This is a genomic window from Brevibacillus reuszeri (assembly GCF_002897295.1).
Lineage (GTDB): Bacteria > Bacillota > Bacilli > Brevibacillales > Brevibacillaceae > Brevibacillus > Brevibacillus reuszeri_A.
This window is the reverse complement of sequence record NZ_BEXF01000005.1, coordinates 258585-283731: the sequence shown is the minus strand read 5'-3', so window position 1 is coordinate 283731 and position 25147 is coordinate 258585. Positions and strand designations below refer to the sequence as shown.

General features: G+C 46.8%; 25 protein-coding genes. 7 read left to right on the top strand and 18 right to left on the bottom strand.

Annotated features, from left to right (window positions below):
* Positions 1-29 precede the first annotated feature (29 nt).
* The 5 genes from C3B52_RS11015 to C3B52_RS10995 form a co-directional block, all read right to left on the bottom strand.
* The gene (locus tag C3B52_RS11015) at positions 30-710 is read right to left on the bottom strand and encodes a metallophosphoesterase family protein (RefSeq protein ID WP_103106124.1); all 681 of its coding nucleotides are present in this window, start codon (positions 708-710) and stop codon (positions 30-32) included.
* Positions 711-768: 58 nt separating this feature from the next.
* Positions 769-1431 carry a nitroreductase family protein gene (locus C3B52_RS11010; protein ID WP_103106123.1) on the bottom strand — a complete coding sequence of 221 codons (663 nt, stop codon included), beginning with the start codon at positions 1429-1431 and terminating at the stop codon, positions 769-771.
* Positions 1432-1611: 180 nt separating this feature from the next.
* Positions 1612-1938, bottom strand: coding sequence for a hypothetical protein (locus tag C3B52_RS11005; protein ID WP_103106122.1), 327 nt, complete (start codon positions 1936-1938; stop codon positions 1612-1614).
* Between the two features lie 26 nt (positions 1939-1964).
* Complete coding sequence (gene parC / locus C3B52_RS11000) at positions 1965-4499, bottom strand: DNA topoisomerase IV subunit A (RefSeq protein WP_103106121.1); 2535 nt, start codon at positions 4497-4499, stop codon at positions 1965-1967.
* Between the two features lie 2 nt (positions 4500-4501).
* A complete protein-coding gene (locus tag C3B52_RS10995; RefSeq protein WP_103106197.1) occupies positions 4502-6472 on the bottom strand; it encodes a DNA gyrase/topoisomerase IV subunit B in 1971 nt (656 codons plus the stop codon).
* 506 nt (positions 6473-6978) lie between these two features.
* Between C3B52_RS10995 and C3B52_RS10990 the strand changes: the two genes are divergently transcribed.
* Positions 6979-7356 carry a general stress protein gene (locus C3B52_RS10990; RefSeq protein WP_049739216.1) on the top strand — a complete coding sequence of 126 codons (378 nt, stop codon included), beginning with the start codon at positions 6979-6981 and terminating at the stop codon, positions 7354-7356.
* Between the two features lie 71 nt (positions 7357-7427).
* On the opposite strand, the gene C3B52_RS10985 is transcribed toward C3B52_RS10990, so the two are convergent.
* From C3B52_RS10985 to C3B52_RS10950, 9 genes are all read right to left on the bottom strand, one after another.
* Complete coding sequence (locus C3B52_RS10985) at positions 7428-7733, bottom strand: DUF1292 domain-containing protein (protein WP_103106120.1); 306 nt, start codon at positions 7731-7733, stop codon at positions 7428-7430.
* Positions 7734-7816: 83 nt separating this feature from the next.
* Entirely contained in the window at positions 7817-9190 is a 1374-nt protein-coding gene (locus tag C3B52_RS10980) for a PAS domain S-box protein (protein WP_235615664.1), read from the bottom strand.
* Between the two features lie 246 nt (positions 9191-9436).
* Positions 9437-9607 carry a hypothetical protein gene (locus C3B52_RS36400; RefSeq protein ID WP_164684734.1) on the bottom strand — a complete coding sequence of 57 codons (171 nt, stop codon included), beginning with the start codon at positions 9605-9607 and terminating at the stop codon, positions 9437-9439.
* Positions 9608-9637: 30 nt separating this feature from the next.
* Positions 9638-10504: an ABC transporter permease gene (locus C3B52_RS10975; RefSeq protein ID WP_103106119.1), complete on the bottom strand. Its 867-nt coding sequence runs from the start codon at positions 10502-10504 to the stop codon at positions 9638-9640.
* Positions 10504-11433: an ABC transporter ATP-binding protein gene (locus C3B52_RS10970; RefSeq protein WP_103106118.1), complete on the bottom strand. Its 930-nt coding sequence runs from the start codon at positions 11431-11433 to the stop codon at positions 10504-10506. The genes C3B52_RS10975 and C3B52_RS10970 overlap by 1 nt, the downstream gene beginning before the upstream one ends.
* Positions 11427-13661 carry a hypothetical protein gene (locus C3B52_RS10965; RefSeq protein WP_103106117.1) on the bottom strand — a complete coding sequence of 745 codons (2235 nt, stop codon included), beginning with the start codon at positions 13659-13661 and terminating at the stop codon, positions 11427-11429. Before C3B52_RS10965 ends, C3B52_RS10970 begins: the two co-directional genes overlap by 7 nt.
* 17 nt (positions 13662-13678) lie before the next feature.
* Positions 13679-14752 carry a PD40 domain-containing protein gene (locus tag C3B52_RS10960; RefSeq protein WP_103106116.1) on the bottom strand — a complete coding sequence of 358 codons (1074 nt, stop codon included), beginning with the start codon at positions 14750-14752 and terminating at the stop codon, positions 13679-13681.
* Positions 14749-15312 carry an RNA polymerase sigma factor gene (locus C3B52_RS10955; protein WP_103106115.1) on the bottom strand — a complete coding sequence of 188 codons (564 nt, stop codon included), beginning with the start codon at positions 15310-15312 and terminating at the stop codon, positions 14749-14751. Before C3B52_RS10955 ends, C3B52_RS10960 begins: the two co-directional genes overlap by 4 nt.
* Positions 15313-15462: 150 nt before the next feature.
* Positions 15463-16611 carry a trans-sulfuration enzyme family protein gene (locus C3B52_RS10950; RefSeq protein ID WP_103106114.1) on the bottom strand — a complete coding sequence of 383 codons (1149 nt, stop codon included), beginning with the start codon at positions 16609-16611 and terminating at the stop codon, positions 15463-15465.
* A 334-nt stretch (positions 16612-16945) separates the two neighbouring features.
* On the opposite strand from C3B52_RS10950, the gene C3B52_RS10945 reads away from it, so the two are divergent.
* Together C3B52_RS10945 and C3B52_RS10940 are read left to right on the top strand one after the other, a co-directional pair.
* On the top strand, positions 16946-17650 hold the full coding sequence (locus C3B52_RS10945) for a peptidylprolyl isomerase (protein WP_103106113.1): 705 nt from the start codon (positions 16946-16948) through the stop codon (positions 17648-17650).
* A 237-nt stretch (positions 17651-17887) separates the two neighbouring features.
* Positions 17888-18511, top strand: coding sequence for a cell wall hydrolase (locus tag C3B52_RS10940; RefSeq protein ID WP_103106112.1), 624 nt, complete (start codon positions 17888-17890; stop codon positions 18509-18511).
* A gap of 288 nt (positions 18512-18799) precedes the next feature.
* On the opposite strand, the gene C3B52_RS10935 is transcribed toward C3B52_RS10940, so the two are convergent.
* Positions 18800-19564 (bottom strand): SDR family NAD(P)-dependent oxidoreductase, encoded by a 765-nt coding sequence (locus tag C3B52_RS10935; protein WP_103106111.1) that lies wholly within the window; start codon positions 19562-19564, stop codon positions 18800-18802.
* 100 nt (positions 19565-19664) lie between these two features.
* On the opposite strand from C3B52_RS10935, the gene C3B52_RS10930 reads away from it, so the two are divergent.
* On the top strand, positions 19665-19973 hold the full coding sequence (locus tag C3B52_RS10930) for a YfhH family protein (protein ID WP_103106110.1): 309 nt from the start codon (positions 19665-19667) through the stop codon (positions 19971-19973).
* 59 nt (positions 19974-20032) lie between these two features.
* Here C3B52_RS10930 and C3B52_RS10925 read toward each other — a convergent pair whose 3' ends face one another.
* Positions 20033-20359, bottom strand: coding sequence for an iron-sulfur cluster biosynthesis family protein (locus C3B52_RS10925; RefSeq protein WP_103106109.1), 327 nt, complete (start codon positions 20357-20359; stop codon positions 20033-20035).
* Positions 20360-20460: 101 nt separating this feature from the next.
* Between C3B52_RS10925 and C3B52_RS36395 the strand changes: the two genes are divergently transcribed.
* The 3 genes from C3B52_RS36395 (at position 20461) to C3B52_RS10915 (ending at position 22734) form a co-directional block, all read left to right on the top strand.
* Positions 20461-20601 (top strand): hypothetical protein, encoded by a 141-nt coding sequence (locus C3B52_RS36395; RefSeq protein WP_162839535.1) that lies wholly within the window; start codon positions 20461-20463, stop codon positions 20599-20601.
* Between the two features lie 83 nt (positions 20602-20684).
* Positions 20685-21740 (top strand): DUF2515 family protein, encoded by a 1056-nt coding sequence (locus C3B52_RS10920; protein WP_103106108.1) that lies wholly within the window; start codon positions 20685-20687, stop codon positions 21738-21740.
* 19 nt (positions 21741-21759) lie between these two features.
* Positions 21760-22734, top strand: coding sequence for a hypothetical protein (locus C3B52_RS10915; protein ID WP_103106107.1), 975 nt, complete (start codon positions 21760-21762; stop codon positions 22732-22734).
* Between the two features lie 10 nt (positions 22735-22744).
* On the opposite strand, the gene C3B52_RS10910 is transcribed toward C3B52_RS10915, so the two are convergent.
* Both C3B52_RS10910 and C3B52_RS10905 read right to left on the bottom strand, forming a co-directional pair.
* The gene (locus C3B52_RS10910; RefSeq protein WP_103106106.1) at positions 22745-23644 is read right to left on the bottom strand and encodes an SDR family oxidoreductase; all 900 of its coding nucleotides are present in this window, start codon (positions 23642-23644) and stop codon (positions 22745-22747) included.
* Between the two features lie 122 nt (positions 23645-23766).
* Positions 23767-25113 carry an LLM class flavin-dependent oxidoreductase gene (locus C3B52_RS10905; RefSeq protein WP_103106105.1) on the bottom strand — a complete coding sequence of 449 codons (1347 nt, stop codon included), beginning with the start codon at positions 25111-25113 and terminating at the stop codon, positions 23767-23769.
* Positions 25114-25147: the final 34 nt, after the last annotated feature.

The following is a 25147-nucleotide window of genomic DNA, read 5'->3' as shown; positions in this document are numbered from 1 at the left end:
CAAGCCGTTCCCCTTCATCCATAAAGCAGTTATTCAACCGAATAGACTTTTTGACTAGGCAGCTCCAGGCAGTTCAGACGACCGCCAAAGACCGCTCCGCCATCGATCCCGATAATTTTGTTATCACCAAAGTAAACATCATGCTTCCCGTGCAAATTATCGGTTGGAGTATGCCCGAATACGACCGTTTTTTCTCCGCAATAGCCTTTATGAAATTCTTCCCGAATCCACATGAGCAAGTAAGGGTCTGTTTCGGCAAGCACGGTCGTCGGATGCACACCTCCGTGAACAAATATGTAATCCTCTGTTTCGTAATAGCATGGCAGGTCTGCTAAAAAAGCCACATGCTCTGCTATTTTTTCTGTTTTCTCTAAGGATTCGGGGGCACCCGACTCTGTTTTCGCTGCCATGTGATCATAGCTTGCGAGGGTCTGCCCTGCGCCATTCCGAAACCAGCGCTCGATAAACACAGGGTCTTGCTCAAAAGATTTCACCATCATATGGTCGTGATTGCCCATCAGCACAATCGCTCCGTTATCCTTAAGCTGCTTTACTTTTTCCACTACCCCTTTGGAATCGGGGCCGCGATCTACATAATCCCCAAGCAGAATCAGTTGGTCCTCGTCGGGTTTATACTCTGCCTTCAGCAGCAGCGACTCCAGCTTTTCGAGCTCGCCGTGAATATCGCTGATTGCCAGTATCCGTTTCATCATCTATCCTTCTTTCCGTTCGATATATGCGCAGTCTCATCGATCGCTGTCTGTTATGTTACTTTCCAGATGCAGGGGCAGGCATTTCATTCCAAAAAGTAATGTCCTCTACATTCAATCGCACAGTAGGATGCCCTGGCTGAGCTGCTTTTCCTAGCGCAATAAGCATAATGGTTTCATAGCGATCTGAGATATTGAATGCTTCTTTGAATTTGGCTGGATTATATCCCCCCATCGGCACTGTGTCATATCCCCTAGCCTTGGCAACAAGCATAAATTGCATCGCAACCAACCCACCATCAACCAAGGCGATTTGCTTAATCACTTCACGCTCTCTATTGCTGTAGCGTGAGTTAATGTTTTGGATAAGAGTGCTCTTCACTTCCTCGTTCATATAACCTGCATCCACCGCTTTGCTGTAAATGGTTTCAGCCACTTTGTATCCTTCATAATCTCCAAGGATCGCGATCACAGCAGAGGCATCCACAACTTGCTGCTGGTTGAATGCGATCGGAAGCAGCTTCTCTTTCAATTCCTGATCATCAATCACCAAAAATCTCCATGGCTGCAGATTGGAGCTGGAAGGCGCCAAAGTCGCTTCTTTCAGCATCTCGGCAATCTCATCCCGCGAAATTTTGACACTTGGATCATAATGACGAACCGAGCGACGATCAGTGATTACGTCGAGAAAAGCTGCTTTTTGTGTCGTAAGCTGTTCCATTTTTCCTCATCCTCCACATGCCTATCTAAATTCTGTTTTAAAAAAATGGTTTGTCCAAACTGTAACACGATTTCGTTTTGTCGATCAACTTTCTTTGTACTTATGCAAAAAAATCGCCCCAGAAAAGCAGGTTCTCTAATTGAGAGCACCTTACTTCCTGGAGCGATCCATTCTCATTATTTATACGGCTGAAAACAATGACCAGTCTGCTGGCTGTCTTATCGTATCGCCTGTAGGCATTTTGACTACTAGCGTACCGTGCCCGGACTGTTCGCCTTCTTCCCAGCTAAGATCAAACGATTTACGGGTAAAGGCATCTTGCTCATCAAGACAGCTGAGCATGGCGGTCAGCGTCTCGGCGGTGATTGGAACGGCAACGCTTGCTCCCTCCTCCTGCGGAAGTGAGAGCAGCTTGGGCGCTTCTTCAAAATACTGTACAGTATCAAGCAACAAAGATACCTGTTGCCAGCTCAGAGGCGAAATAAAAGACTCGAACGTAGTTGCCATCTACACATCATTCCTTCTCAGCCAGTTTACTCATCAAAAAGAGTACCTTGTGAGTCTGGCGTTTTCTGTGATGAGCCTCCATGGGATGCTCCCTCTCCCGATGCTTTTCCAGGACCGTCATCTTTTGATTCTTCCGTAGGCAAAACGGTTTCAAATGCGATAGCTTTCAAGCCGCCTTCGACTACTGTTCGACCAATGCCGCCCTGTTCATTCACGATGACTTGGCTCGTATCGATCAGACTCCATTCATTTTGCTCAGTCCATGCATACATCGTTTCTTCGATGCTGATCGCAAGCAGCTGGTGCGGATTGCTCTTTCTTTTCCGGATCAATGTCACACCTTTGCCTGCACGGCCCTGTAGAGGAATATCAGTAATCGCTGTTCGTTTCAAGACACCATCTGTTGTTACCAAGCTGAATGCCCGGCTATCGTCTTCTTCGATCGGCAGCATCGTAATGACTTCATCGCCTGCAGCCAGTGTAATTGCTTTCACCCCGCTAGAGGCACGGCCTGTTGTGCTAACTTCACTGCGCATAAAGCGGATGCCCATGCCATCTTTTGTTGCCCCGAGAATACCGCCTGTCTCATTTGCGACAAACACATGGACGAACTCGTCTCCATCCGATTTCAGCTTGGCAGCGACCAGGGCACTCGAACGATTCGTTTCATATTCGGCAAGTGCTGTCTTTTTGACCAGACCGCTTTTGCTGACGTGATACACATACAGCTCCTGCTTGAAGCTCTCGACGATGGTAAATCCAACGATACGCTGCTGCTTCTCCAGAGGAATCACGTTGACGAGAGCAGAGCCAATGTCCTTCCACTTATCATCTGGGAAAGCATTAACGAGTGTAGCGAAATACTTTCCATCCTGTGTAAAGAAGAGGGCAGTATGGGACGTATTGGTTTCTACGAAGTGACGTACACGATCCCCCTCCTTAACCCCACAGGTCTCAAGCGTGCCGCCCACTGATTTGAACGAACGAGGACTTGTCCGCTTGACGTACCCTTCATTGGTAAGAGTCACGATGCAATCTTCCGCATTAATTTGCATCGCGATATCGATCTTGATTTCCTCGATCTCCCCCTGAATTTCCGTCAGGCGCTCCTCGGCATATTTTTTCTTGATCTCGTTCAGCTCACCAGTAATGACCTGGATCAGCTTTTTCTCGCTTCCCAGAATCGCCTTGAGCTCCTCGATTTCTTTTGCCAGCGTCGCCAATTCCTTTTCCAGCTTGACAATATCCAAACGGGTCAAAGATGCCAGCTGGATATTCAGGATTGCATCAGCCTGTGCATCCGTAAAGCCGTACTTCTCCATGATGTTTCGCTTGGCGTCAGCGCGATCCTCCGAATCCATAATCGTATCTACAATTTCTCTGAGGATTGATTTCGCACGGATCAACCCTTGGACGATATGCTCCCGATTCTGCTTTTTGTTCAGATCGTACTGGGATCGATTCGTAACAACTTCCTTTTGGTGATCAATGTACGCAGCAAGCAGAGCCTTGAGTCCCATCTGGCGGATGGTCCCCTCGTGAATCACGTTCATATTGTAGTTGTAATAGATTTGCAGATCGGTATTTTTGTACAAGTAATTGAGAATCGCCTTTTCATCGGCTTCCTTGCGAATATCGACCACGATGCGCACCTTTTTGAGCTCGGCTTCTTTCCGTCCAGTTTCATCCCGTACAGCGAGAGCCCCCTCAATTTTGCGCTCCATCACCAGCTCATCAATCTGTGCCACAAGCTTGGATTTGACTACCTCGTAAGGAATTTCGGAGATCACGATTTTCTTTACTTTCGCACCTTTTGGTTCTTCGACATGCGTTTTCCCGCGAATGATGAATTGTCCGCGCCCCGTTTCAAATGCCTTGCGGATGCCAGATACCCCTTGGACAATCGCTCCTGTTGGAAAATCAGGTCCTTTTACATGCTGCATCAGCTCGTCCAGGGTAATATTCGGATTCTTCATCTGTGCTACAGCAGCGTCGATGACTTCTCCTAAATTGTGCGTTGGAATATCCGTGGCAAAACCAACCGCAATCCCGGCAGCACCGTTCACGAGCAAATTCGGAAAGCGTGCTGGCAGAACTGCTGGCTGCATGGCTGAATTATCGTAGTTCGGAATAAAGGTGACCGTTTCTTTTTCAATATCGCGTAAAAGCTCATTGGACAACGCAGACAAGCGTGACTCTGTATAACGCATGGCAGCTGGTGGGTCTGCATCCAAGCTACCAAAGTTTCCGTGACCTTGAATGAGCACCTGACGCATCTTCCACCACTGTGCCATCCGAACCATCGTTTCATAAATGGCGGAGTCTCCGTGTGGATGGTATGTACCCATTACGTAACCAACTGTCTTGGCTGATTTGCGGTATGGCTTGTCATTCGTATTGCCTTCCTGGTACATCGCATAAAGAATACGGCGTTGTACAGGCTTGAGACCATCACGCGCATCCGGAATCGCACGGGAGAGGATGACCAGATTGGCATAATCCCCGAAACGCTTGCCCATGATCTCAGCGAAGCTCTGTTTAATAATCTGATTGGACAACATGCTTATTCATCCTCCCCCATTTCAAAGGTGACGTGGCTTTCAATCCACTCGCGTCTTGGAGGAACCTTGTCGCCCATCAATACAGTAACGAGTTTTTCGCAGTGAGCCAGATCTTCCAGTTCGACCTTGATTAGCTTGCGAGTCTCAGGGTCCATTGTCGTCTCCCAGAGCTGATCGGCGTTCATCTCACCCAAGCCTTTATAACGTTGTACCTCTGCACCGCGTCCAACCTTTTTCAAGGCTTGCTCCAGCTCATAGTCTGACCAGCAATAGATTGCTTCTGTCTGCTTGCCCTTGCTCTGCTTTTTCACCTGATAAAGCGGTGGCTGGGCGATATATAAATGACCCGCTGCAATCATGGGCCTCATGTAGCGGAAGAAAAATGTCAACAGCAAGGTTTGGATGTGTGAGCCATCCACGTCCGCATCGGACATGATAATAACTTTGTCAAACGCACAGTTTTCGATGGAAAATTCTTCGCCGATATCGGTTTCCAGCACTTCGAGAATCGTTCTGAACTCCTCGTTGGCCAGCACCTCGGACAGCTTTGCTTTTTCTGTATTCAGCGGTTTGCCACGCAAGCTGAACAGAGCCTGAAACTCGGAATTACGCGCCTGCTTGGCTGAACCACCAGCGGAGTCACCCTCGACCAGGAACAACTCATTGCGCTTGGAGTCCTTGTATTGCGGCGGGGTGAACTTTTCGGAAATAGACTTGCGCTTCTTCGCCGTCTTCCCTTTTTTATCACCACGCAAAGCTTCACGCTGTTTGCGGAGCTCTTCGCGAATTTCAGCAGAGCGAAGCGCCTTGTCGATCAGAAGCTTGCCTGTCTCTGGGTTTTCCTCCAGGAAAAAACCGAGTTTTTCTGAAACGATCTGTTCCACAATGGCCCGCGCTTCTTCGTTGCCCAGCTTATCCTTTGTTTGGGATTCAAACTGGACATCAGCCATTTGCAAAGACAACACGCCAAGGAAGCCTTCGCGCAAATCATTTCCCGTCAGGTTCGGGTCTTTATCCTTCAAGTACCCTTTTTTCCGAGCAAATTCGTTAAATATACGGGTTGTACCATTGCGGAAGCCCGTAACATGCGTTCCTCCGTCTGTAGTGACAATCGAGTTGACGTAGGAGACAAGCGTTTCAGTATAGCCGTCGTTGTACTGGAAGGCAAGTTCGACATAGACGTTGTCTTTTTCGCCCTCAAAGTAAACAATCGGATGGAGTGTGTTTTTTCCTTCGTTCAGATAGGACACATACGATTTCAGTCCATCCTCAAAGTAAAACTCTTCCCGTTTTTTCTCAGGGCCGCGCTCATCAATCAATACCATTTTCAGCTTTTTCAACAAAAAGGCTGTTTCACGGAAGCGATCACGAATCGTCTCGTAGTCAAAGCGAGCGTTTCCAAAAACCGCTTCGTCAGGTAAAAAACGTACAGTCGTCCCCGTCCGTTTGGTATTTCCGGTAATTTCGAGATCGGTTACGGGCTTGCCTACATGCTCAACGCCCTTTTCGTCTACGATATATTCGAATTTTTGCTTGTGAATTTTGCCCTCGCGGTGAATTTCTACCTCGAGCCATTTGGACAATGCCACAACCACACTGGAGCCTACTCCGTGCAACCCACCACTTTTTTTATAACCTCCGCCGCCAAATTTACCGCCGGCATGCAGAGTCGTAAAAATTACTTCGGGAACAGGTCTTCCTGTTTTGTGCATACCAGTCGGAATCCCGCGCCCGTGGTCTTCCACACTTACGCTGCCATCCTTGTAGAGCGTAACAATGATGCTATCGTTTACACCTGCCAGCGCTTCATCCTTTGCGTTGTCCACAATCTCCCACAAAAGATGATGAAGGCCTCTGCTGCCGGTGGAGCCTATGTACATTCCTGGACGTTTGCGAACGGCAATCAAGCCTTCCAGGACCTGAATATCTTCTTCCGTGTACGTTAATGTATGTAGTGTATCTGTTTCCTTCAATCGCGCTCTCCCCTCTACTGTAAAAGCAACTTCCTTAGAAAAAACTGGCTGATCGCCACGTGCAAAAGCCGAAGCCTCCACTATTCTTATACTCCGTATATTTTCACGCAAGCGAAATTGGCGAAGGTATAAAAAAGCGAACACTTAATCGCTATTGTACCGTATGGTTCCTATAGTATTCAACGATCATAGCAAAATGGGCTAAAAAAGCCACCTCGCCCCTAGCGAGATGGCCGATTGCTTTGATAAATTCTCGGTCAACAGACGTCAGTGTTCGTCTATACGGTACAAGCATTCTCCACAGGGATCAAGAAGCCAAAAACGAAACGGTCGTCTGGGCACAAGTGTTTTTTGGGAATCGTTTCATACCACTACCAGTTCATAGTGTAGCATTTCTGGCAAAGAAAGGTCAAAGAGAAAGCACAAGTTTTTCCAATCATCTGTCCAGATTCACAGGGCATCCTAGTAAGGCATCGTCTTCAGAGGCGAAAAAGGGGGAAATCAACTTGATTAGTGCTACCAAGCCGTTTGTGAAGTTCCACCGCTACGATCAGGAGTTGGTCTCCGATATTCAAGCATTGAATTCTTCTGGATACCACAAGGATGATATCTGGGTTTTAAAATGGAACCCCGATAAAAACCACTCCAATCAACGGAACAATTTTTATAAATTCAGTACTCATTTTGAAAGCGCGGTCGGAGACATCGACAGCAAAGCCCATTTTTTTGACAATGGCGGTGAGGAGCTGCGCACTCGTCTTGAAAAGCTGGGTCTGACCAAGGACGAATGCTCCTCTTTGGTCAGAGAATTGCAAGAGACGGATTATACGTGCCTGCTTGTTGTCCGCGACCTCAAAGACAACATCATCAAAATGAACGACTAAATGGATACAAAAAGCCACTGCATGGTCACAATTTCCAGTGAGCCTGCAGTGGCTTTTGTTTTATAAACGAATTAGTTATCTTCTTTAATCAGTTCGATGCCTTCCAAAACCTCGTTCAGCTTCGCATAAACAGTGCTTTCTTCGTCCTCTTCGAGTGGAACCATTTCTCCACCGTCGACTTGGAATACGAAGATATCTACTTCTTCGTCCAATTCCTCTTCGCTTTCTTCATCTTCGATTGCTTCGGTCAAGGCAATATATTCTTTACCGTTCAGGTCAAACAGTGCAATCACTTCAAAGTCACCCAACGGTTCACCATTTTCATCATCCAGCGTAATGATATCGCCCAATTCAAGGTCTTTATTTTCTTCTGTCAATGTGTTCACGTCCTTATGCGGTTATTGGCTCTCAATTCCATCATACCGTTTTTTTCCGGTAGAAGCAAACAGGCGAATGAATACTATCCCACGGGTATTCTTACCTCGAATGTCGTGCCTACCCCCTTTTCACTTCTGACACGGATCGTGCCTTCATGTGCAGCAATGATTTTGTAGCTGACCATGAGTCCCAGCCCGGTGCCCTTTTCTTTTGTTGTAAAAAAGGGCTCACCTAGTTTTCCCAAACGATCCTCCGGTATTCCACAGCCTTCATCTGCAAAGGCAACAAGCAGCATGCTGCCGTCCATTTTGGCAGTGACCGTGACCTTACCGCCTGTCGGCATCGCCTCAATCGCGTTTTTCAGTAAATTCAGAAAAACTTGCTTTAACTGATTCTCCTCACATGGGACAGGCGGTATATTTTTCTCATACTGCGTCTTGATCTCGACGTTGAACATAATGGCATGAGTTTCTCCCAGCATGACAATATGCTCGAGTAGCTGCTGTATTTCGTGTTTGCGATGAATGATGACCTGTGGTTTAGCCAGAACCAAAAATTCACTAATGATGAACTCGATGCGGTTGAGCTCGGAAAGCATGATCCCGTAATACTCTTTATTGTCATGGGTTTGCCTCTGAAGTAGCTGCAGGAAGCCTTTCAGCGAGGTCAACGGATTGCGTATCTCGTGAGCGACTCCAGCTGCCATCTGGCCCACTATGGAGAGCATCTCCGACTTGCGAACAATCTCTTCCGCTTGCTTGCGTTCGGTCACATCCTGCAGAATTCCGATGACAGCTGCCCTCCCTTTATACATGCTTGTCTTTTGCAATACTTCGACCTCAACGATGCTTTGGTTTTTGCGCAGCCCACGGAATTGATAGCGGATACTGGAACGATCGCCATTCAACCGCCGATCCTGATTAGCACGAATGATTGTTCGTTCCTCGGGTATGACCAGATCTGCTGCCGTCATTTGTACCAGCTCTTCCTGGCTGTAACCAAAGATTTCAGCAAGACGTGGATTGACGTATACAAAACCCGGATGCTCTACATAGGCAATATACACACCAACAAGCGTATCTTCTACCAGACTTCGATACAGTTCTTCGGTTTCTTGCAATTGCTGCTCCATCTTTATGCGCTCGGTAATTTCGGTAGACGAACCGATCACCTCAATAACTTTTCCATCCTTGCTGATCGGAGAAAGAGTCGTTAAAAAAGTCCGCTCCCGGATTTTTGTTTCAAATTCAACGACGTTGCCCATAAAAGCTCTTTCATAATATGGCAACACCTGAATATCTGCACGGCTAAATAGATTGTCAGTGAGCTTTTTTCCGCTTATCTGCTCAGTTGTCAATCCGAACTCTATCGCCAATGTTCCTTCTGATAACGTAATCACAAATTCACCGGTATGATCTCGAGCCAGTCTAAAGATATGGTTATGTCCATTTTCCACTGCTCTGTGAAGGTCGTTTGTTCCCGGGACTTTCCTATCACTTTCTTGCGTTTGCAAAATTATGCACCTCGTTTTGATCCACAGGATATGGCTCAAAGAATTCACCACAAACCAAGTTTTTCCTCTTTTTAACTGGTACCATTTGGTGAAAACCGAGTGATAGCTGCATAGCTACTGGATAAAAAGGCTGGTGGGTCTTTTGCCGCACAAAAAAACAACCTACCAATCTGGCAGGTTGTTCGCTGTTTACTCGCTGTACTCTTGCAGAACGCCTTTTTCCATCAAAAACGCTTCTTCTGCTTGAAGAATCGTGATAATTGCTTCTCGTTTCACGAGCATCCCGGCAGATGCTAGACGGCTTTCAATAAACCGCAGCATTTCTTCAAAATCAATAATTTGTACTTCTTGTTCACTCACGTAAAACCCTCCCTTCTCCTTCAACGTTTTTCATTTTACACGAACAGGTCGTTTCTTCCAACTCCACCATGTCCGACGAATCGGTTTTAACAAATAGGCACTCCAAAAAACGAAAATCACTGTCAGCGACAAGTAAAAACACGAAAAGAAGAGCCATGGTGAAAATGTAATCTGATCAGAGTGAGCAATGGATTCACCTAGAATCCCAAACAATACAATCACTGGATTAATACCCGCCAGCATTTGGAGCTGGGATAATTTCCACACGCCATCATCGGGGAACTGCTCAGGATATGCTTGCTGCAACGATTCACCGATGAAGAAAAAGAGCAGTCCCGTTCCAACGACAAAGAAAAAGGCAATTCCATAGGACGTGATTGTACTGACAGAGGTGCGTTTGATCCATGTCGAACAAAACAGACCAAGTGAACCTAAAAATAAAACATTGATGGCCAAAAAAAGAATGAGCTTAGCCATTTGCTCTGGTGAAACGCTGCCGTAGAGCATTACGATACTATACAATGGCATGGTGGCGACCAGAAGCAAACAGGAAAACGCCAGTGATGTAATCAGCTTGCTTAATATGATCGTGCGCGTGGAAAGCTGAGTCGTCAATAAAATTTGGAGTGTTTGCCGCTCCCGTTCCCCACTGATTGCACCAGCCGTCAGTGCAGGAGCGACGAAGCAAACCATCGCATAGTGAATGCCTGCGGACAAGAGAAACAGGTTGCGGTTCTCCCCTAGTGCAGCTGCCTTCATCGGGTCCATGAGCAAGAACCCGATTGGAATTCCTCCCATAATCAGCAAATAAATAGCCAGAATGCAAACCGTTTTCTTGGAGCGAAATCGCTCTCTCATCTCTTTTACCAGAATGGGGTTAAAAAAGAAGCTATTCATCAGCCACCTACCCCTTCCGTAATAGACAGGAAAACATCTTCTAAATTCGCCTTGGCATCGCCAAAATAAACGACGGCTACCCGGGCTTCGATCAATTCCTGCAGTAAATCTGCTTTTTGCTGCTCCGATCCAGTGAAGTAAAACCGTAATCCGCCCATGTACTCCTCCAGATTGGATACAGACGAATGGTTGCTAAGGATCAAGGCTGCCGTATTTTGATTGTGCAAAGCCCGTAATTGCATAATGCTCATTTCCCTGTCACGATTGCTTACTTCGTGAACAGATCCACAAGCGATCAGTCTCCCTTGCTCAATCACGCCGATATCGTCACACAGCTCTGCCAGCTCTGGAAGGATGTGCGAGCTGATCAAAATCGTCTTGCCCATTTCGCGAAGCTGTTTGATAATCTCCCGCAGCTCGATCCGTGCACGCGGATCTAACCCCGACGCAGGCTCATCCAGAATCAGTACAGCTGGATCATGCACAAGGCAACGTGCGAGCCCTAAGCGTTGCTGCATCCCTCGAGAGAGTGAGTCAACAAACGCATCCGCTTTATGAGAGAGATTGACCAGCTCCAGCAAATCAGCTACTAGCGCTCTTCGCTTTGGCGCAGGAATCTTGAACGCCCCCGCATAAAACTCCAAATATTCCACGGCTGTCAAGTTATCATACACACCGAAGAAATCCGGCATATAGCCAAGTGACTGACGGACACTCACCGGGTCTTTACGTACGTTGTATCCACACACATACGCGTCACCATCCGTTTGCTCCAGCAAGGTTGACAGGATGAGCATTGTCGTGGATTTTCCCGCTCCGTTGGGGCCAATGAAGCCAAACACCTTACCCTCATCAATGGAGAGATTTAAATCGGTCAAAGCTTGTAGATTTCCATATTGCTTGCTTAAATGAACGGTTTCAATCACCATTTCCGCTCACTCCCCTCTACTTGGAAAAACGGCGTAGGCATTGACAAGCGCGTTGTTCCATCGTTGGAAAAGCGTAGCAGCAGGGATTGCTGTGGTGTCAGCACGTCTTCCAAATCCTTCTCCAGCACCAGTCTGGATGCCCTTTCCACTGGCAGCCATCTTCCACTCTTTTGGTGGAAGTACTCGATTTTGAACGGTCGGAAAGGACTGTGATCCAGAGGAACAATCAGCCTTTCCATTTCCATTTGCGCATTGCCTGCTTTTAGCTCAAAGGTAATACTTCCTTTACCCAATTGCCATAGGTTTGGTCCACTGGAGTCATACTCCCCTACGGTTTCATTGATGTATACACCCAGTAAACCGTACGGGTACGTAACGATTCCCTGATCATTCGGTTTTAAATATACGGCTTGATTGACGACGTTCCAGTAATGGGCGCGATGTGGTTCACGCATCGTTAAGAGAGGCAGCTCTTCATCGCTTGTCGCGACGATTCGCACTTGATTCCCTTGTCCATAGGTCATTACGATGTCCTTCAGCCTGTTATGCTGTTCTTCGATTGTTAATGGCACGACTTGCTTCTCTTGTCTCGGCATGAGAAGTGGCTCGAGAAGACTGTCGATCTGCTTCTCTTCTCCCTTTTTCATTGCGCCGATTGGTATACGCTGTAATCCAATCTCAATAAAAGTATTGTCATAGGCGAATTTCGTATTATTCTTGATGCGTCCCTGCAAACGATCCCGATTTACCTTCAAATCGCTCTCGAATTCCCCGATATCGCGCACAATGCCATAACCGATTGCTTGCTTGGGTGTGAGGTAAGGAAGGTTTCGATAGGCCAGAAATTGATCTTTTTCTGCCTGCCCCTCTGGTTCGTAATCATTGCGGCCAAGTGTTAACGGAAGCGCGATGATCGGTGCTTTTACCTCTACATCAAACTGATCCTGATCTACTGTCAAAAAGGTAGCCGCCGTTCTTGTCTGTGCTGTATGTTCGTCCAAAATGCTAATTTCAGAAATGGCGTTACTAGCACTTGTTTTCACCACAAGTGGCTTTCCGATCGCAAAAATACCAACTGAAATAAGAACGGCAAGGCCAGGAATCACACCCCAAGCCCATGCCCTACGTCCAACTCGTTTCAACACAAAATAAGTCAGTGGGGCGATCAAAAACACATAACCCCCCCACAAAACTACCATCCACGTCGGAGAAGGGGTCTGTACATCTGGAATCATGCGGCTTAATTCAAGAAAAGGACGAGTCATTTGATCCATGTAAGTATTTTGTTCCAATAATTCTTGCGCCCCATGCTTTTGCAGCACACTTTGCCACAGCTGCAAATTATGCTGCCAGGAAGCCATCGGCTCTGCTGTCACATCATAATTGACAAACAGCATCATGCCCTTTCCTACCTTTTGCGATGAAAACAAGGGGACATCCTTGTTATAGACCGGAATGGAGCCAGCAGGAGCAAGCTTGTCACCCGTATAAGGACGTAAGCCTTCGGATAGCACAATCGTACCTCCAACTCCAGGGGCTACCGAAAAGACATCTGCAAATTTTTGAATAATACCATCTTGTCCGGGTCCTGCTGACAAAATGACAATCCCGCCCATTTGCACCCATTCCTTGATTGCCACGACCTGTTGATCATTTAAGAGAGCAGCTTGCTTCCCCCCGAGTGCCAGCACATCTAGATTACGATAAATCCAAGCTTGATCTGGCAGCATCTCTGGCGCCAAATTTTGCACAGTCATCGGTCTGGACATATTGAATTGGGACTGGTTAATGGCGAGAAAATGAAATGCATTGCCGCCTTCGTGCACGACCCCAACTGTTCGTCCGTCTTTTGGGTAAGGGAGTCGCAGCTTCTCACTTTGGACGACCTGCCCATTTTTTGTCAGCAAAATATTCCACTCATCAAGCATGACTTGAACAGGCATGTCAAAATATATTTTCTTACTCTGTCCTTTTTCAATCATGATAGGCTGACGCAGGGCTGGCTGGTAAGAATTTTTCTTGGCCCTCCCTTTTGACAGCTCAACAAATCCATGAAACGCCTCTTCCTTGCTCGTCACGTTAACTTCCAGACGCATCCATGAGTCATACTTAATGATTCCGCTCAATGGTACGTTTACTTCTACCTCTATGTTGCCCTCCGCTTTTACCGGCTGGACTGAAACGCCCAACCAAACCATCAGGAGGACCAACATCCATTTCCATCTCATGTTTGTTCCTCCGCTCGTTATCGTGACGCCAGTGAGATAACCAGCGCTTTTGGTTGCTCTTCATGCGATATGAGCAGCAATTGCTTGCCTTTTGCTGACCAGTTAGCCCGAATCAGCCTATCGGGAGATTTATTAAACAAGGTGACTTCACTTGTCGCGACAGGTTGTACATCAACTACGCTTTCGACTAGCTTTCCTTCGCTGTTTGTATAGGTCAACCGTGTATCTCCGCTCCAGGAAGGCCATTCACCTTTACCCAGAATCGTTATTTTACCCGTCCTCATTTCCATGATTCGGATTTCCCCTTCATCCACAAACGCAAGAAAACGACCGTCTGGTGACCATTCAGGCTGTGAGCCTTCAGCGATTTTCCACTCCTGGAACGAAACCGTGCTGCTAACCCAAATCTCCTGAACGTCATTTTTCGTACGGGAATACGCGATCGAATCATCATTTTGCGACCAGCTAGGAGCCTGGTATAAAACGCCCTCTTCTTCTTTTAACAGTCGGCTGCTTCCCATACTGTAGGTAGTAGGCAAATCAACGATCCAAAGCCTGGATAACTGATCTTGTTGTTCGACAACCGCGATCTGTGTTCCATGATTCCCCCAAGAGACAGATAAGTATTTACCCTCTGTTGGCGGCAATTTGACTGAAAGTGGCTTTTGATCACTATTTATAGGAAGGGTACGCAGTACAGACGATTGGGAAATGTATGCAATTTGAGTACCTGCCGGGTCCATATCTACTTGTTCCGCGCTTGATTGAACGGGTAGGGAGAGAAGCTTTGGTTCACTCACAGAAATCGCATCTTTTGTCCACCATGCATAGCTGCCAAAAGCAAGCGCTACTACCAAAGAAACAACGCCAGCTTGCATGAGCTTCCTTCTACGTTTTGACACGGTTACATCCGGTAATTTTTTCTTTTGAACCTCTAGCTCTCTCATCCGTTGCAACAATTGCTTCTTCAATTCCGATTTCAATTGATAATTGACAGGAACGGAACGCCGCAACTGTTTTAAATGGGTTAGGAGCATAGGAACTGTCTGATCCTCGTCATAACCCCGGGGGTTTTGATTCTCCTCTCTCACTCGGAGTCCCCCCTTTCGTACATTTTCTGCAGTTTTTGCAAGCCACGGTATGAGATCATTTTTATACTTGATTCTGTTTTGTCCAGGACTTCCGCCACCTGACTGATTTTGAGATCGGCAAAATAGCGGAGCATTAACACGTCTTTTTGATCCTGCGACAACAAGTCGAGCCGGTCACGAAGCAAACGAATTTCCTCATTCGTTAATGCCTGCCGCTCCGGCTGCCAGGTATCATCCGGTTCTGCCCCCAGAAATTCCTCCTGATCTACTGGGATCTCCCTGTTTTTCCGCATGAAATCCACATAGGCATTATGTGCTATACGGAAAATCCAGGAAGCAAACGGACTGGTTCTGCTATATTGTTCAAATTTTTCCAGCGCTTTTAAAAAAACCACCGTCGTCAAATCGTCTGCGTCCCATGAATTTTGAACGCGGCAACGCAAATAACGGTTAACCCGATCAAAATATTCGTCATACAGTTCAGTAAACGGACGAGATTCGTAATAACCCTCATTCGATTGGACCGATGGTTGCGCGGAGCGGTTCATTGCCATCCCCATGTACGGTTTCCTCGGTTTCTTCCAGTCTTCAAGAAGCACCACTCATCGTGAAAAGTCGTGCAAATCGTTCAGACATAGTATTTCTACTCTAACTTCGTATTACGTTTGGACTCGGAAGAAAGTAACAGAATTTAGGGTAATTTTTTTGAATTATTTTTGTAAGGCGTAGCTCAGCTCTCGAATGATGTCTTCGGAAGCTTCAATCCCAACAGATAAACGAACTAGGCCCATCGTAATTCCCGTTGCTTGTCGCTGCTCTTCTGTAAAAGCGCGATGCGAGGTCGTAACAGGGTGGGATACACTCGTCTCTACTCCAGCAAGTGACGGAGCAAATTTGATCCAGTCCAGCGCGCGATAAAAATCGTAAATTTTGTTTTCGTCAGCTAATGTGAAAGAGACCATCGCCCCTTGTTTTTGTCGATGAAAAAACGCAGTAGATTCTTTGCTTGGGTAATAGACCCGCTTGATCGCAGGATGCTCTTGCAGAAAAGAAGCGACTTCGCTCGCATTGTCACATTGACGTTCCATTCGTACGGCGAGTGTCTTGAGTCCACGCGCTGTCAACCAGGCTTCAAAGGGACTCAGCGAGGTGCCATAGTTTACGACAATTTCCCGCGCCCGTGCAATCCGTTCACGTTCCCCAACCAATACCCCTGATGTGACATCACTATGCCCTCCTATGTACTTTGTAGCACTGTGAACGACTAGATGGGCTCCTAAGGTAAATGGCTGTACCAAATAGGGTGTAGCAAACGTATTGTCTACCATCACAGTCAATCCATGCTGCTTTGCCTGCTCGATCCAGAACGGCATGTCAACGACTGTTAGCAAAGGATTCGTGATCGTTTCCAGAAAAAAGAGCTTCGTTTGAGGACGTACGTGACCCGCAAGTGATGACTCTTCATTTAGGTTGATACACGTAAGCTCGATTCCAAATCGGGAAAGCTCCTTGGACAAAAGCGCATAGGTCCCGCCGTAAATTTCATGGGATGCGAGTACCTGATCACCTGGTCCCAAGACCGACAAAAGCCCTGCCATGATTGCCCCCATGCCTGAGGAAGCACTCACTCCTGCCTCTGCCTGCTCGAGAGCGGCGATTGCATCAGAAAGCTCTGCTTGATTGGGGTTTCCGTTTCGCGTATACAGATACTCGCCTTCACCCGTGTAAAATTGCTCTACTTCCTCCAGACCTTCAAAGGCAAAAACAGAGGTTTGGTAGATGGGGGTTGACTTGGCTTTGACTTGACGTAATGGCTCATGTCCAATATGTACCGTTTTGGTTTCAAATCGCTCTTTCATGTATAGTCCCCCTCACGATCATGTATGTAGCAAAATCACACAAATTTTTCCATTTCAAAAACAAGAGTGAACCTAATCACCGGCTCGAACAATCGCCATGCTCGCCTGCTTCCATCATATCATGAGTATGGGAAAAACAGCCATGTGATTGAACTTGCGAAAACGCTTTTACACTAGTAATTTATACCTATTTCGATACTCCAGCAGCTTCTTTCTTTTCAGGATTTGTTCTGTTCTACAACTTTTACACTTCCTTGCCAAAGTTTGACCACACGCATCATTTTATTATAATGTGATGTGGGGCGTAAAACGAGCATATGAAGGGATGATTAAAATGAAACGTACGCTACTAGCTATAAGTTCGATTTTACTTTCGATAAGCCTACTTGTGGGGTGTAGCAACTCCACCACACCTACATCACCTGAGTCTCCTGAAGCACAACCGACTCAACCACAAAAGCCAGCAGATAATACACCAGCGCAGCCGCCTGGTCCAACTGGCGCGAAGAAGTATGACAAAGCTCCAGCCATGCAGATCGACAAAGCAAAAACGTATCAGGCAAAAATCTCTACCACTATGGGAGATATTACGGTTGATCTGTTTGCCAAAGACGCTCCTATCGCCGTAAACAATTTTGTTTTCCTCGCGAAGGACAAGTTCTATGATGGTATTACGTTCCACCGCGTGATCAAGGATTTCATGATTCAAACAGGCGATCCACTCGGCACTGGTATCGGCGGTCCTGGGTATACGTTTGAAGATGAATTGAAAAACGGTCATAAGTATGAGACTGGTGTTGTGGCCATGGCTAACGCAGGAAAAAACACAAACGGCAGCCAATTTTTCATCGGATCAGGTAAAGATGTCGAAGGGCTGGAAAACGCTCCAAATTACACGATCTTCGGAAAAGTAGTAGGCGGTATGGATGTCGTACAAAAAATCGCCGGAACAAAGGTAAAAGCCAACCCACAAACAGGTGAAACCAGCGTTCCAGAGCAAACCATTAAAATCAATACAGTAACAATCACGGAGAAATAAACCAGCAGGGACGTAACTGCTGATTTCTCGCGGGTGCATCGAAAAGCCAGATCAACCACGAAGAAAGTGTTTGATCTGGCTTCTTTTTATTCTCACTTAATAAATTCACATTCGTTGTAAATAGTTCCTTGGAACCAATTCCCTCTTGAACCATTCTGATTATCTCGATAGACTTGTCGATGACCCGATTCGCTTCCGCAATCAAAAAGCAAAAAGCGAAAAGGAGTGGTTCCCAACGTGATCACACGTGAAGCGCGATTGCGCTTTTTCTTCTTTATTAACAGTTTTGGTTTGCTGCTATTATGCCTCTTAGTAACTCCAACAAGCGCTTCAGCTCCTCACTTCAATCAAGCTTTACCTGCTCCAATAGGCCCCTCATTGCCCAATGAACAACTAGCAAAGAAGCAAGCAAAACCAACTACTCCCGTCACTGTAGGAAAACGCGATTCCATTTCGACAAGTCGAGACGATCGACCGAAAGTTATTCGCAATGGAAAAGTGAAAGTGTCGGACAGGGATATGGAACTGCTCGCCCGGCTCGTTTATGCGGAAGGCCGGGGAGAACCGTATGAAGGACAAGTAGCCATTGCTGCTGTTGTATTGAATCGGGTAGCTTCTTCTGAATTCCCAAATACGGTACGAGAGGTTATTTACGCTCCCAACGCATTTTCGCCTCTCAATGACGGCCATCTCTCGCGCACATCTAACGCAAGTACACGCAAAGCAGTTCAGGAAGCGGTAAACGGAAAGGACCCAACGAATGGTTCTTTGTACTTCTTCAATCCGAATACAGCCACTTCCCGTTGGATCTGGTCGAGGGAAAAAACTGTCGTCATTGGTAATCACACATTTGCTCGATAAAACAAAAATTTAATAATACTTTATTTTTACTTTATCCGTAATTTACTTTTGACTGTTATTTTTATAGCGTAAGCACTTTTTCAACGCATTGAGAAAACGATCGATATTCAACTTGAATGACTTCTTAGACGTATTCATCCACGGATGTATGCGTTGCTAGATTTTTGGCTTGCGTCATTGTTTTGGGTGAGAGCAAAACAACGATGCGAACGGCCGATCGATATTTTTCTCAATCGCCCCCAAATATTTAGGCATCCCCAGCTGGGGATGCCCTTTTTTTCTCACCTGTTAAAATCCGTAAACAGACATGCCACCGTCGACTGCTATCGTTTGGCCCGTTATGTACGCTGCTGCATCGGAAGCCAGGAAAACAGCTGGTCCAACGAGGTCATCCACATCACCAATACGCCCGCTAGGCGTGCGGCTTAGCACCTCTTGCAAAAACGTTTCGTTTGCCAATAGCTCTTCGGTCAATGGCGTACGGAAATACCATGGTGCAATGGCATTCACATTGACCCCGAATTTGCTCCATTCCAGGGAGAGTACACGCGTCATTTGAATCACACCCGCCTTGCTGGATGCGTAAGCCACACCTGTACGCAGAGCAACCAGACCTGCTACTGATGCCATGTTGACAATCCGTCCATAGCGCTGCTCACACATGATTTTACCGGCAGCTTGGCTCAAAAAGAACGTTGCCTTCATGTTTAGATCTACGACACGATCCCACTCTTCTTCGCTCACTTCATGCGCTTTCTTGCGTATGTTCATCCCTGCATTGTTTATAAGAATATGTAGCCCGCCTAAAGCCTCAAGCGTTTGTGCAACCACTTGGTCAGCAGCTCCTGAAGCAGTCAGATCTGCCTGGATTGGGTGCGCAATGCCGCCTTTTGCTCTAATTTCTTGTACGACCTCCTGCAAATCTCCCTCTGTACGTGCTACGATTGCTATTTCAGCACCTGCTTCGGCGAGGCCGAGTGCGACAGCTTTTCCTATCCCTCTTCCTGCTCCTGTCACAATGGCTTTTTTTCCGGTCAAGTCAAAACGACTCATCTGTTCTTCTCCCCTTTCCTTCCTTTCTAGTGATTCTATATCCATCGCGTTTTCCCTTGTCTTTTGCTACAATAAAGCTGTATGGAAAGGAGGCAATCCCGTGCGCTTGTACAGTCAAATGACGCTAGCTGAGCTCCAAGAAGAAATGGAGCGTTTGCGCCTGGAAGCTGAAGCAAAAAAGAAGCTTGGCGACAATTCTCAGCTTGGCATTATTCAGCAAAAATACTTTATGGCTAAATCGTATTATGTAGGAACAGATGAGTTCCGAATCGGTGGAAAGTACAGTGTTCCTGAATATGATCAGCCATTTACAATTGATTACTTCAATGGCGTTTTTGCCTGGGGCCGTTTTCCCGATTCGGACGAACAGACTGGTTTTCCGATAGGGATGCTAGAACCATGGTTTTAGTTGAGAAGAAAGAATGACCGAGCCATATTTTAAGCCCGGTCTTTTTTCATACAATATTTTTACCCCCAACGCTCTTTTAAAGCCAGTCCATACGCTACAATCTGATGCGGAGATACAAGGCGGAATCCCTGTTGCTGCCGGTAATCGATGGTCAGCTTCTCTGCACCGATATACTCGATCGTCGCTTTATCGATCAAAAACGTATGTTTCTCTACAACAACCTCCAGATCATTAACTCCCCTCTCATCCCACCACAACGCATAATCCACCGTCATGCCGCATCCGCCAACCAATTCACCATTAATTCGTATAAATGTATCCTTATCTTTTGCGTGATTCATAGCGTTTAATTGCCGCAGCGCTTCTTGTGTTACCGTAATTTCCACGTAATTCCACCCTTTCTGCTTATCATTTCAGCAAATGGTATGCATCATCTTGATCATGATAGCATACAATGCTTGAAAGGCATCAGAAAGGACGATTTTCTATGAACATTTACGAACAAGATGGTATTTTCATCGCGGAAACTGAGTTTCAATCCGAGCATGTAGTCATTTTTGCGAACACATGGGAAGAGGCCAAAGAAAAACTGATGGTCCGACTTCTCGTTTTAGAAATGATTGGATGAAGCAAGAGCGGGTCATCCTACGGGCCTGCTTTTTTTTTCGGAAATCGGGAACCTGTTGTATCGAAAAAGCAAGGAGCGACAGCATGACTATTGAGCCAATGACCCTCCACAAACAAGACCTAATCGCCCATATTCGTCATCAGACAGCCCTCGCCAACCGCAATAACGTCACGCGTACGCAGGCATATCTGGAATTTTATCTGGAGCATAAAGAAATTCATTGGGCTTTGCTCGCACATCTCGTCTCACGCAATGGTGGCTGGAACATGACAGACTTAAAAGGGGAATGGCTCCCGCTGCTGATGGACGAGCATGCGATCCAGCCATTTTTTTGGTTTTTGGAAAGAAGTAATTGGCTTATCTTTCAAGATGCTTACCCACAACTGCTGCTTTACAAGGAAATGAAACGAACAGGTGCCGACCTGACATCCTTACTTGGTCCATTGTGTGTATCGATTTTTATGCACAGCTACTGGAAGGAATTTTTAACAAATCAAGACAGCTCCAGACTGACTCGGGCCCTCATCGTCAATGAGCAGCAATACATCGAACAGCGGGTTGTCCAAAAGCCTTTTACACTGAATCGCATCTTCTCTACCTTTGCATTCTTCGCGCAATCTGTTCTCTCTCTTAGCCAAGTGCTTTTTCCTTATAAGGCACACCCGACTGACAGACGAATCAGCTTGACAGGGCTAAGTGTAGAGCATTTTCCAGAAGTCACTGAGCGGATCATGCTAGGCAAAACACTTTACAAGCTTCTATTTGACGATCCTTCACGCTTGGAGAAAATTGTTGCTTTTGCCACGCGGATTCCTCATACTGGCTCGCGAGCAGATTATTGGCCACATCTCTTTACTCCGCGCAAGAACAAGCTGTCGTTCAATCCTGACTATCAATTGAGAGTAGATGGACAAAATTTGCGAGAGGGCACGTCAAAGCTATACAGTCCCGCCTTGCACAGTGTATGGGAGAATTTCGATCATGCACCTGCCGATGGAGTCGACTGGTATCGTCATGAAAAATGGAATAGTATGGTGAGTGAAGAGATCGTTGATATGTCTCCGATCGACAATGATTCGTATGCCCGTACTCTCCAGTGGATGGAATACGGAGTTAAGTGGGTAACAACCTTAACGTGAGGAAGGTTGTGAGTATAGAATGACATGCGAGAAAAGCGCACTGATTGAGCATGAAAAAATGTTTCTCTTGTCCTGCTGGCTTCCGAGTGGCACGTTTCGTCTGGCGCCTATGCGTGAACAGATTAATCCGTACTTCACCAATTTGGCTTTGCTTGCTCTGATTCCGTTGAACGAATGGGAGCCGATACAAAGCCACATCGAATGGTACTTTCGGCACCTGAATCACGATGGCTTCGTCAACGACTACCGCTTGAAAGGACAAACCGAGATTGATACAGGAACAGCGGACAGTGAAGACAGCTACCACGCAACGTTATTCAGCCTTGTGGCGGAATGGATAAAAGCTACTGGAAAGACGAACTGGCTGGCAACCAAGCATACAGAATTAGTAACACTTCTGCAAGGTATCACCAGCCTCCAACAAAAAGACGGATTGACTTGGGCAAAGCACTCCTACCGAGTCAAGTATTTAATGGACAATTGTGAAGTCGTGCGCGGTTTGGAGGATGCTGCTTTTTTATTCACCTGTCTCGGAGATAATCGAAATGCTAATGAGGCCCAGATTCGTGCCAATGCCTGTAAAATGGGGATTCTGAAGATGTATAGCAGGCTTTTCAGGTCGTATGCGATGTATGACTATACACATCCTGGCTGGCGAAAATGGTATCCTGACGTAACGTCACAAGCGTTTCCGATTATTTATGACGTCGCAGATCCTGCGATTGCACACATGCTTTATCAACGAATAACAACCGCGTTTCCACATTTTGACACCTTCCAAACCGGTGACTTGTATCCATGGATGGCAATGGGGGAATGCGCTCGCTTGATGGGTGATCATGTGCGTGTAAACCGTATGCTCAGGGCGGCCATAGATTTATACATATACGGCACTAGACAGCCTTACTGGCTCATTCATGAGTCAGGTAGGTTTTTGCAATTACTGCTTCACCTCGAAAGTCACGTCATCGGTGGTACTCATCATGAGCAGTAGTGGAAGGAGCCTACGTCTCCGTCATCGTTCCACCGTTTACATGAAGCACCTGGCCAGTCACATAACTGGAGTCATCAGAGGCTAAATAGACGTAGGTTGGAGCCAATTCGAATGGTTGACCAGCACGGCGCATAGGCGTATCCGAACCCAGTGTAGTAATATATTCTGCTGAATAACTAGAAACCTGCAAGGGTGTCCAAATTGGACCAGGTGCCACAGCATTGACTCTGATACCACTGCTTACAAGCTGCAGAGACAAGGAGCGTGTGAATGAAACAATCGCGCCTTTGGTTGCGGAATAATCAACGAGAAGAGAATGCCCAGCGTATGCCGTTACCGAGGTCGTACTAATAATTGTGCTGCCGGGCTGCAAGTGAAGGAGAGCCTCCTGCGTTAAAAAGAAATTTGGGTAGATGTTGGTACGAAAGGTGTCCTCCAGCTGCTGTCGGCTTATTTGGCGAATGCTTGCTTGCGGAAACTGAACACCCTGATTGATCACCAGCACATCCAGCTTCCCATAACAGGCAACCGTTCTCTGTATGACCTCTCGACACCACAGCTCATCCCGCAAATCGCCAGGAAGTAGCAAACAGCTACGTCCATAGCTCTCGACGATTTGCTTCGTTTCTTCCGCATCAACGTGCTCATCGAGATAAGGGATTACTACATCTGCTCCCTCCTTGGCATACGCCACGGCCACCGCCCGCCCGATCCCGCTATCTCCTCCCGTAATAATCGCTACTTTATCCCTCAGCTTCCCGCTGCCGATATACTGTGGGTTGTCATAAATCGGGCGTGGGACCATCAGATACTCCATTCCCGGCTGACGGTCCTGATGCTGTGCTGGAAAGGATATAGGTACTTCTTCACATTTCGTTTTAAAACCGTAATACGGGTATCTTGGATACAAAATGAATCCCTCCACAATCAATCGATAACGACATGGTATTCGCCCAGCCCACAAGTGGTTCCCGCAAAAAGTACAAACCCCATCAATTGACAGATGGGGTTTGCTGGCTTGGTACCAGATACTCAGCCTTCTTTTAATACCGCTTTCTTTTGGGCTGCGAACTTATTTTCAGGAATGGGAATACCAAGATTGCCTCGCAACGTATCTGCCTCGTACTCATCGCGAAAGAGTCCGCGTTCTTGCAGAATAGGGACGACTTGGTCGACGAATTCCTCCAGGCCACGAGGAACGGCTGCCCCAACGATGAATCCATCTGCTGCTCCTGCTTCAAACCATTCCTGCAGTGTATCTGCTATCTTTTCTGGCGTTCCGAGCAATGTTGGTTTCGGTGTCGCTACTCGCAGAGCTACTTGCCGCAGCGTGAGGCCTTCTTCCTTCGCCCATGCTTTCATCCTGTCCGTCGAGCTTTGGAAGCTGTTACGCCCCAGCTCTCCCAAATCTGGAAACGGCTCGTCAAGCGGGTACTGCGTAAAATCATGATGCTCATAGAAGCGGCCCAAAAAGTCCAAAGCGCGATCAATGGACACCAAGCTTGCTGCCTCTGTGTATTTACGCTCAGCCTCATCCTGCGTGCTGCCGATAATCGGACCTATGCCTGGCAAAATACTGATTTCATCCGGGTTACGACCCAACGCTTTGGCGCGCCCTTTGACGTCATCATAATAAGCTTTGGCTTCCTCGAGCGTTTCTTGCCCCGTAAAGATCGCATTCGCTACCTTTGCTGCAAAATCTTTCCCATCCTCGGAGGCACCAGCTTGAAATACGACTGGCTGACCTTGTTTGGATCTGGCTACATTGAGCGGTCCTTTAACAGAAAAATACTTCCCTTTATGATTGAGCGTATGCATTTTTTTAGGATCAAAAAATACACCCGTTTCCTTGTCGCGAACGAATGCATCATCCTCCCATGAATCCCATAGCCCGGTTGTCACCTCCAGGTACTCGTTCGCGATTTTATAGCGCTCGGGATGAGACGGATGCTCCTGCTCGGTCTTGCCATAGTTAAGCGCTGAGCCTTCGAGTGGCGATGTCACTACATTCCAGCCTGCTCTTCCACCGCTGATCAAATCAAGTGAAGCAAACTGGCGAGCAATCGTAAATGGCTCGCTGTAAGAGGTAGACACGGTACCGACTAAGCCAATTTTAGAGCTAATTGCAGCGAGTGCGCTCAAGATGGTTATTGGCTCAAACCGATTCAAAAAGTGCGGGATCGACTTTTCGGTAATATACAGTCCATCAGCAATGAAAACAAAATCAAATTTACCTGCTTCTGCCTTTTGCGTCCATTTCTTGTATAACTCGAAATTCACACTCGCATCTGTAATAGCATCCGGGTGTCTCCATCCCGAAATGTTCCCTCCAATCCCATGCAGCATGGCACCTAGCTTGAGTTGTTTTTTACTTCCCACGATTTCTCCTCCTCCGGTTCTGCTACTCTTTTTG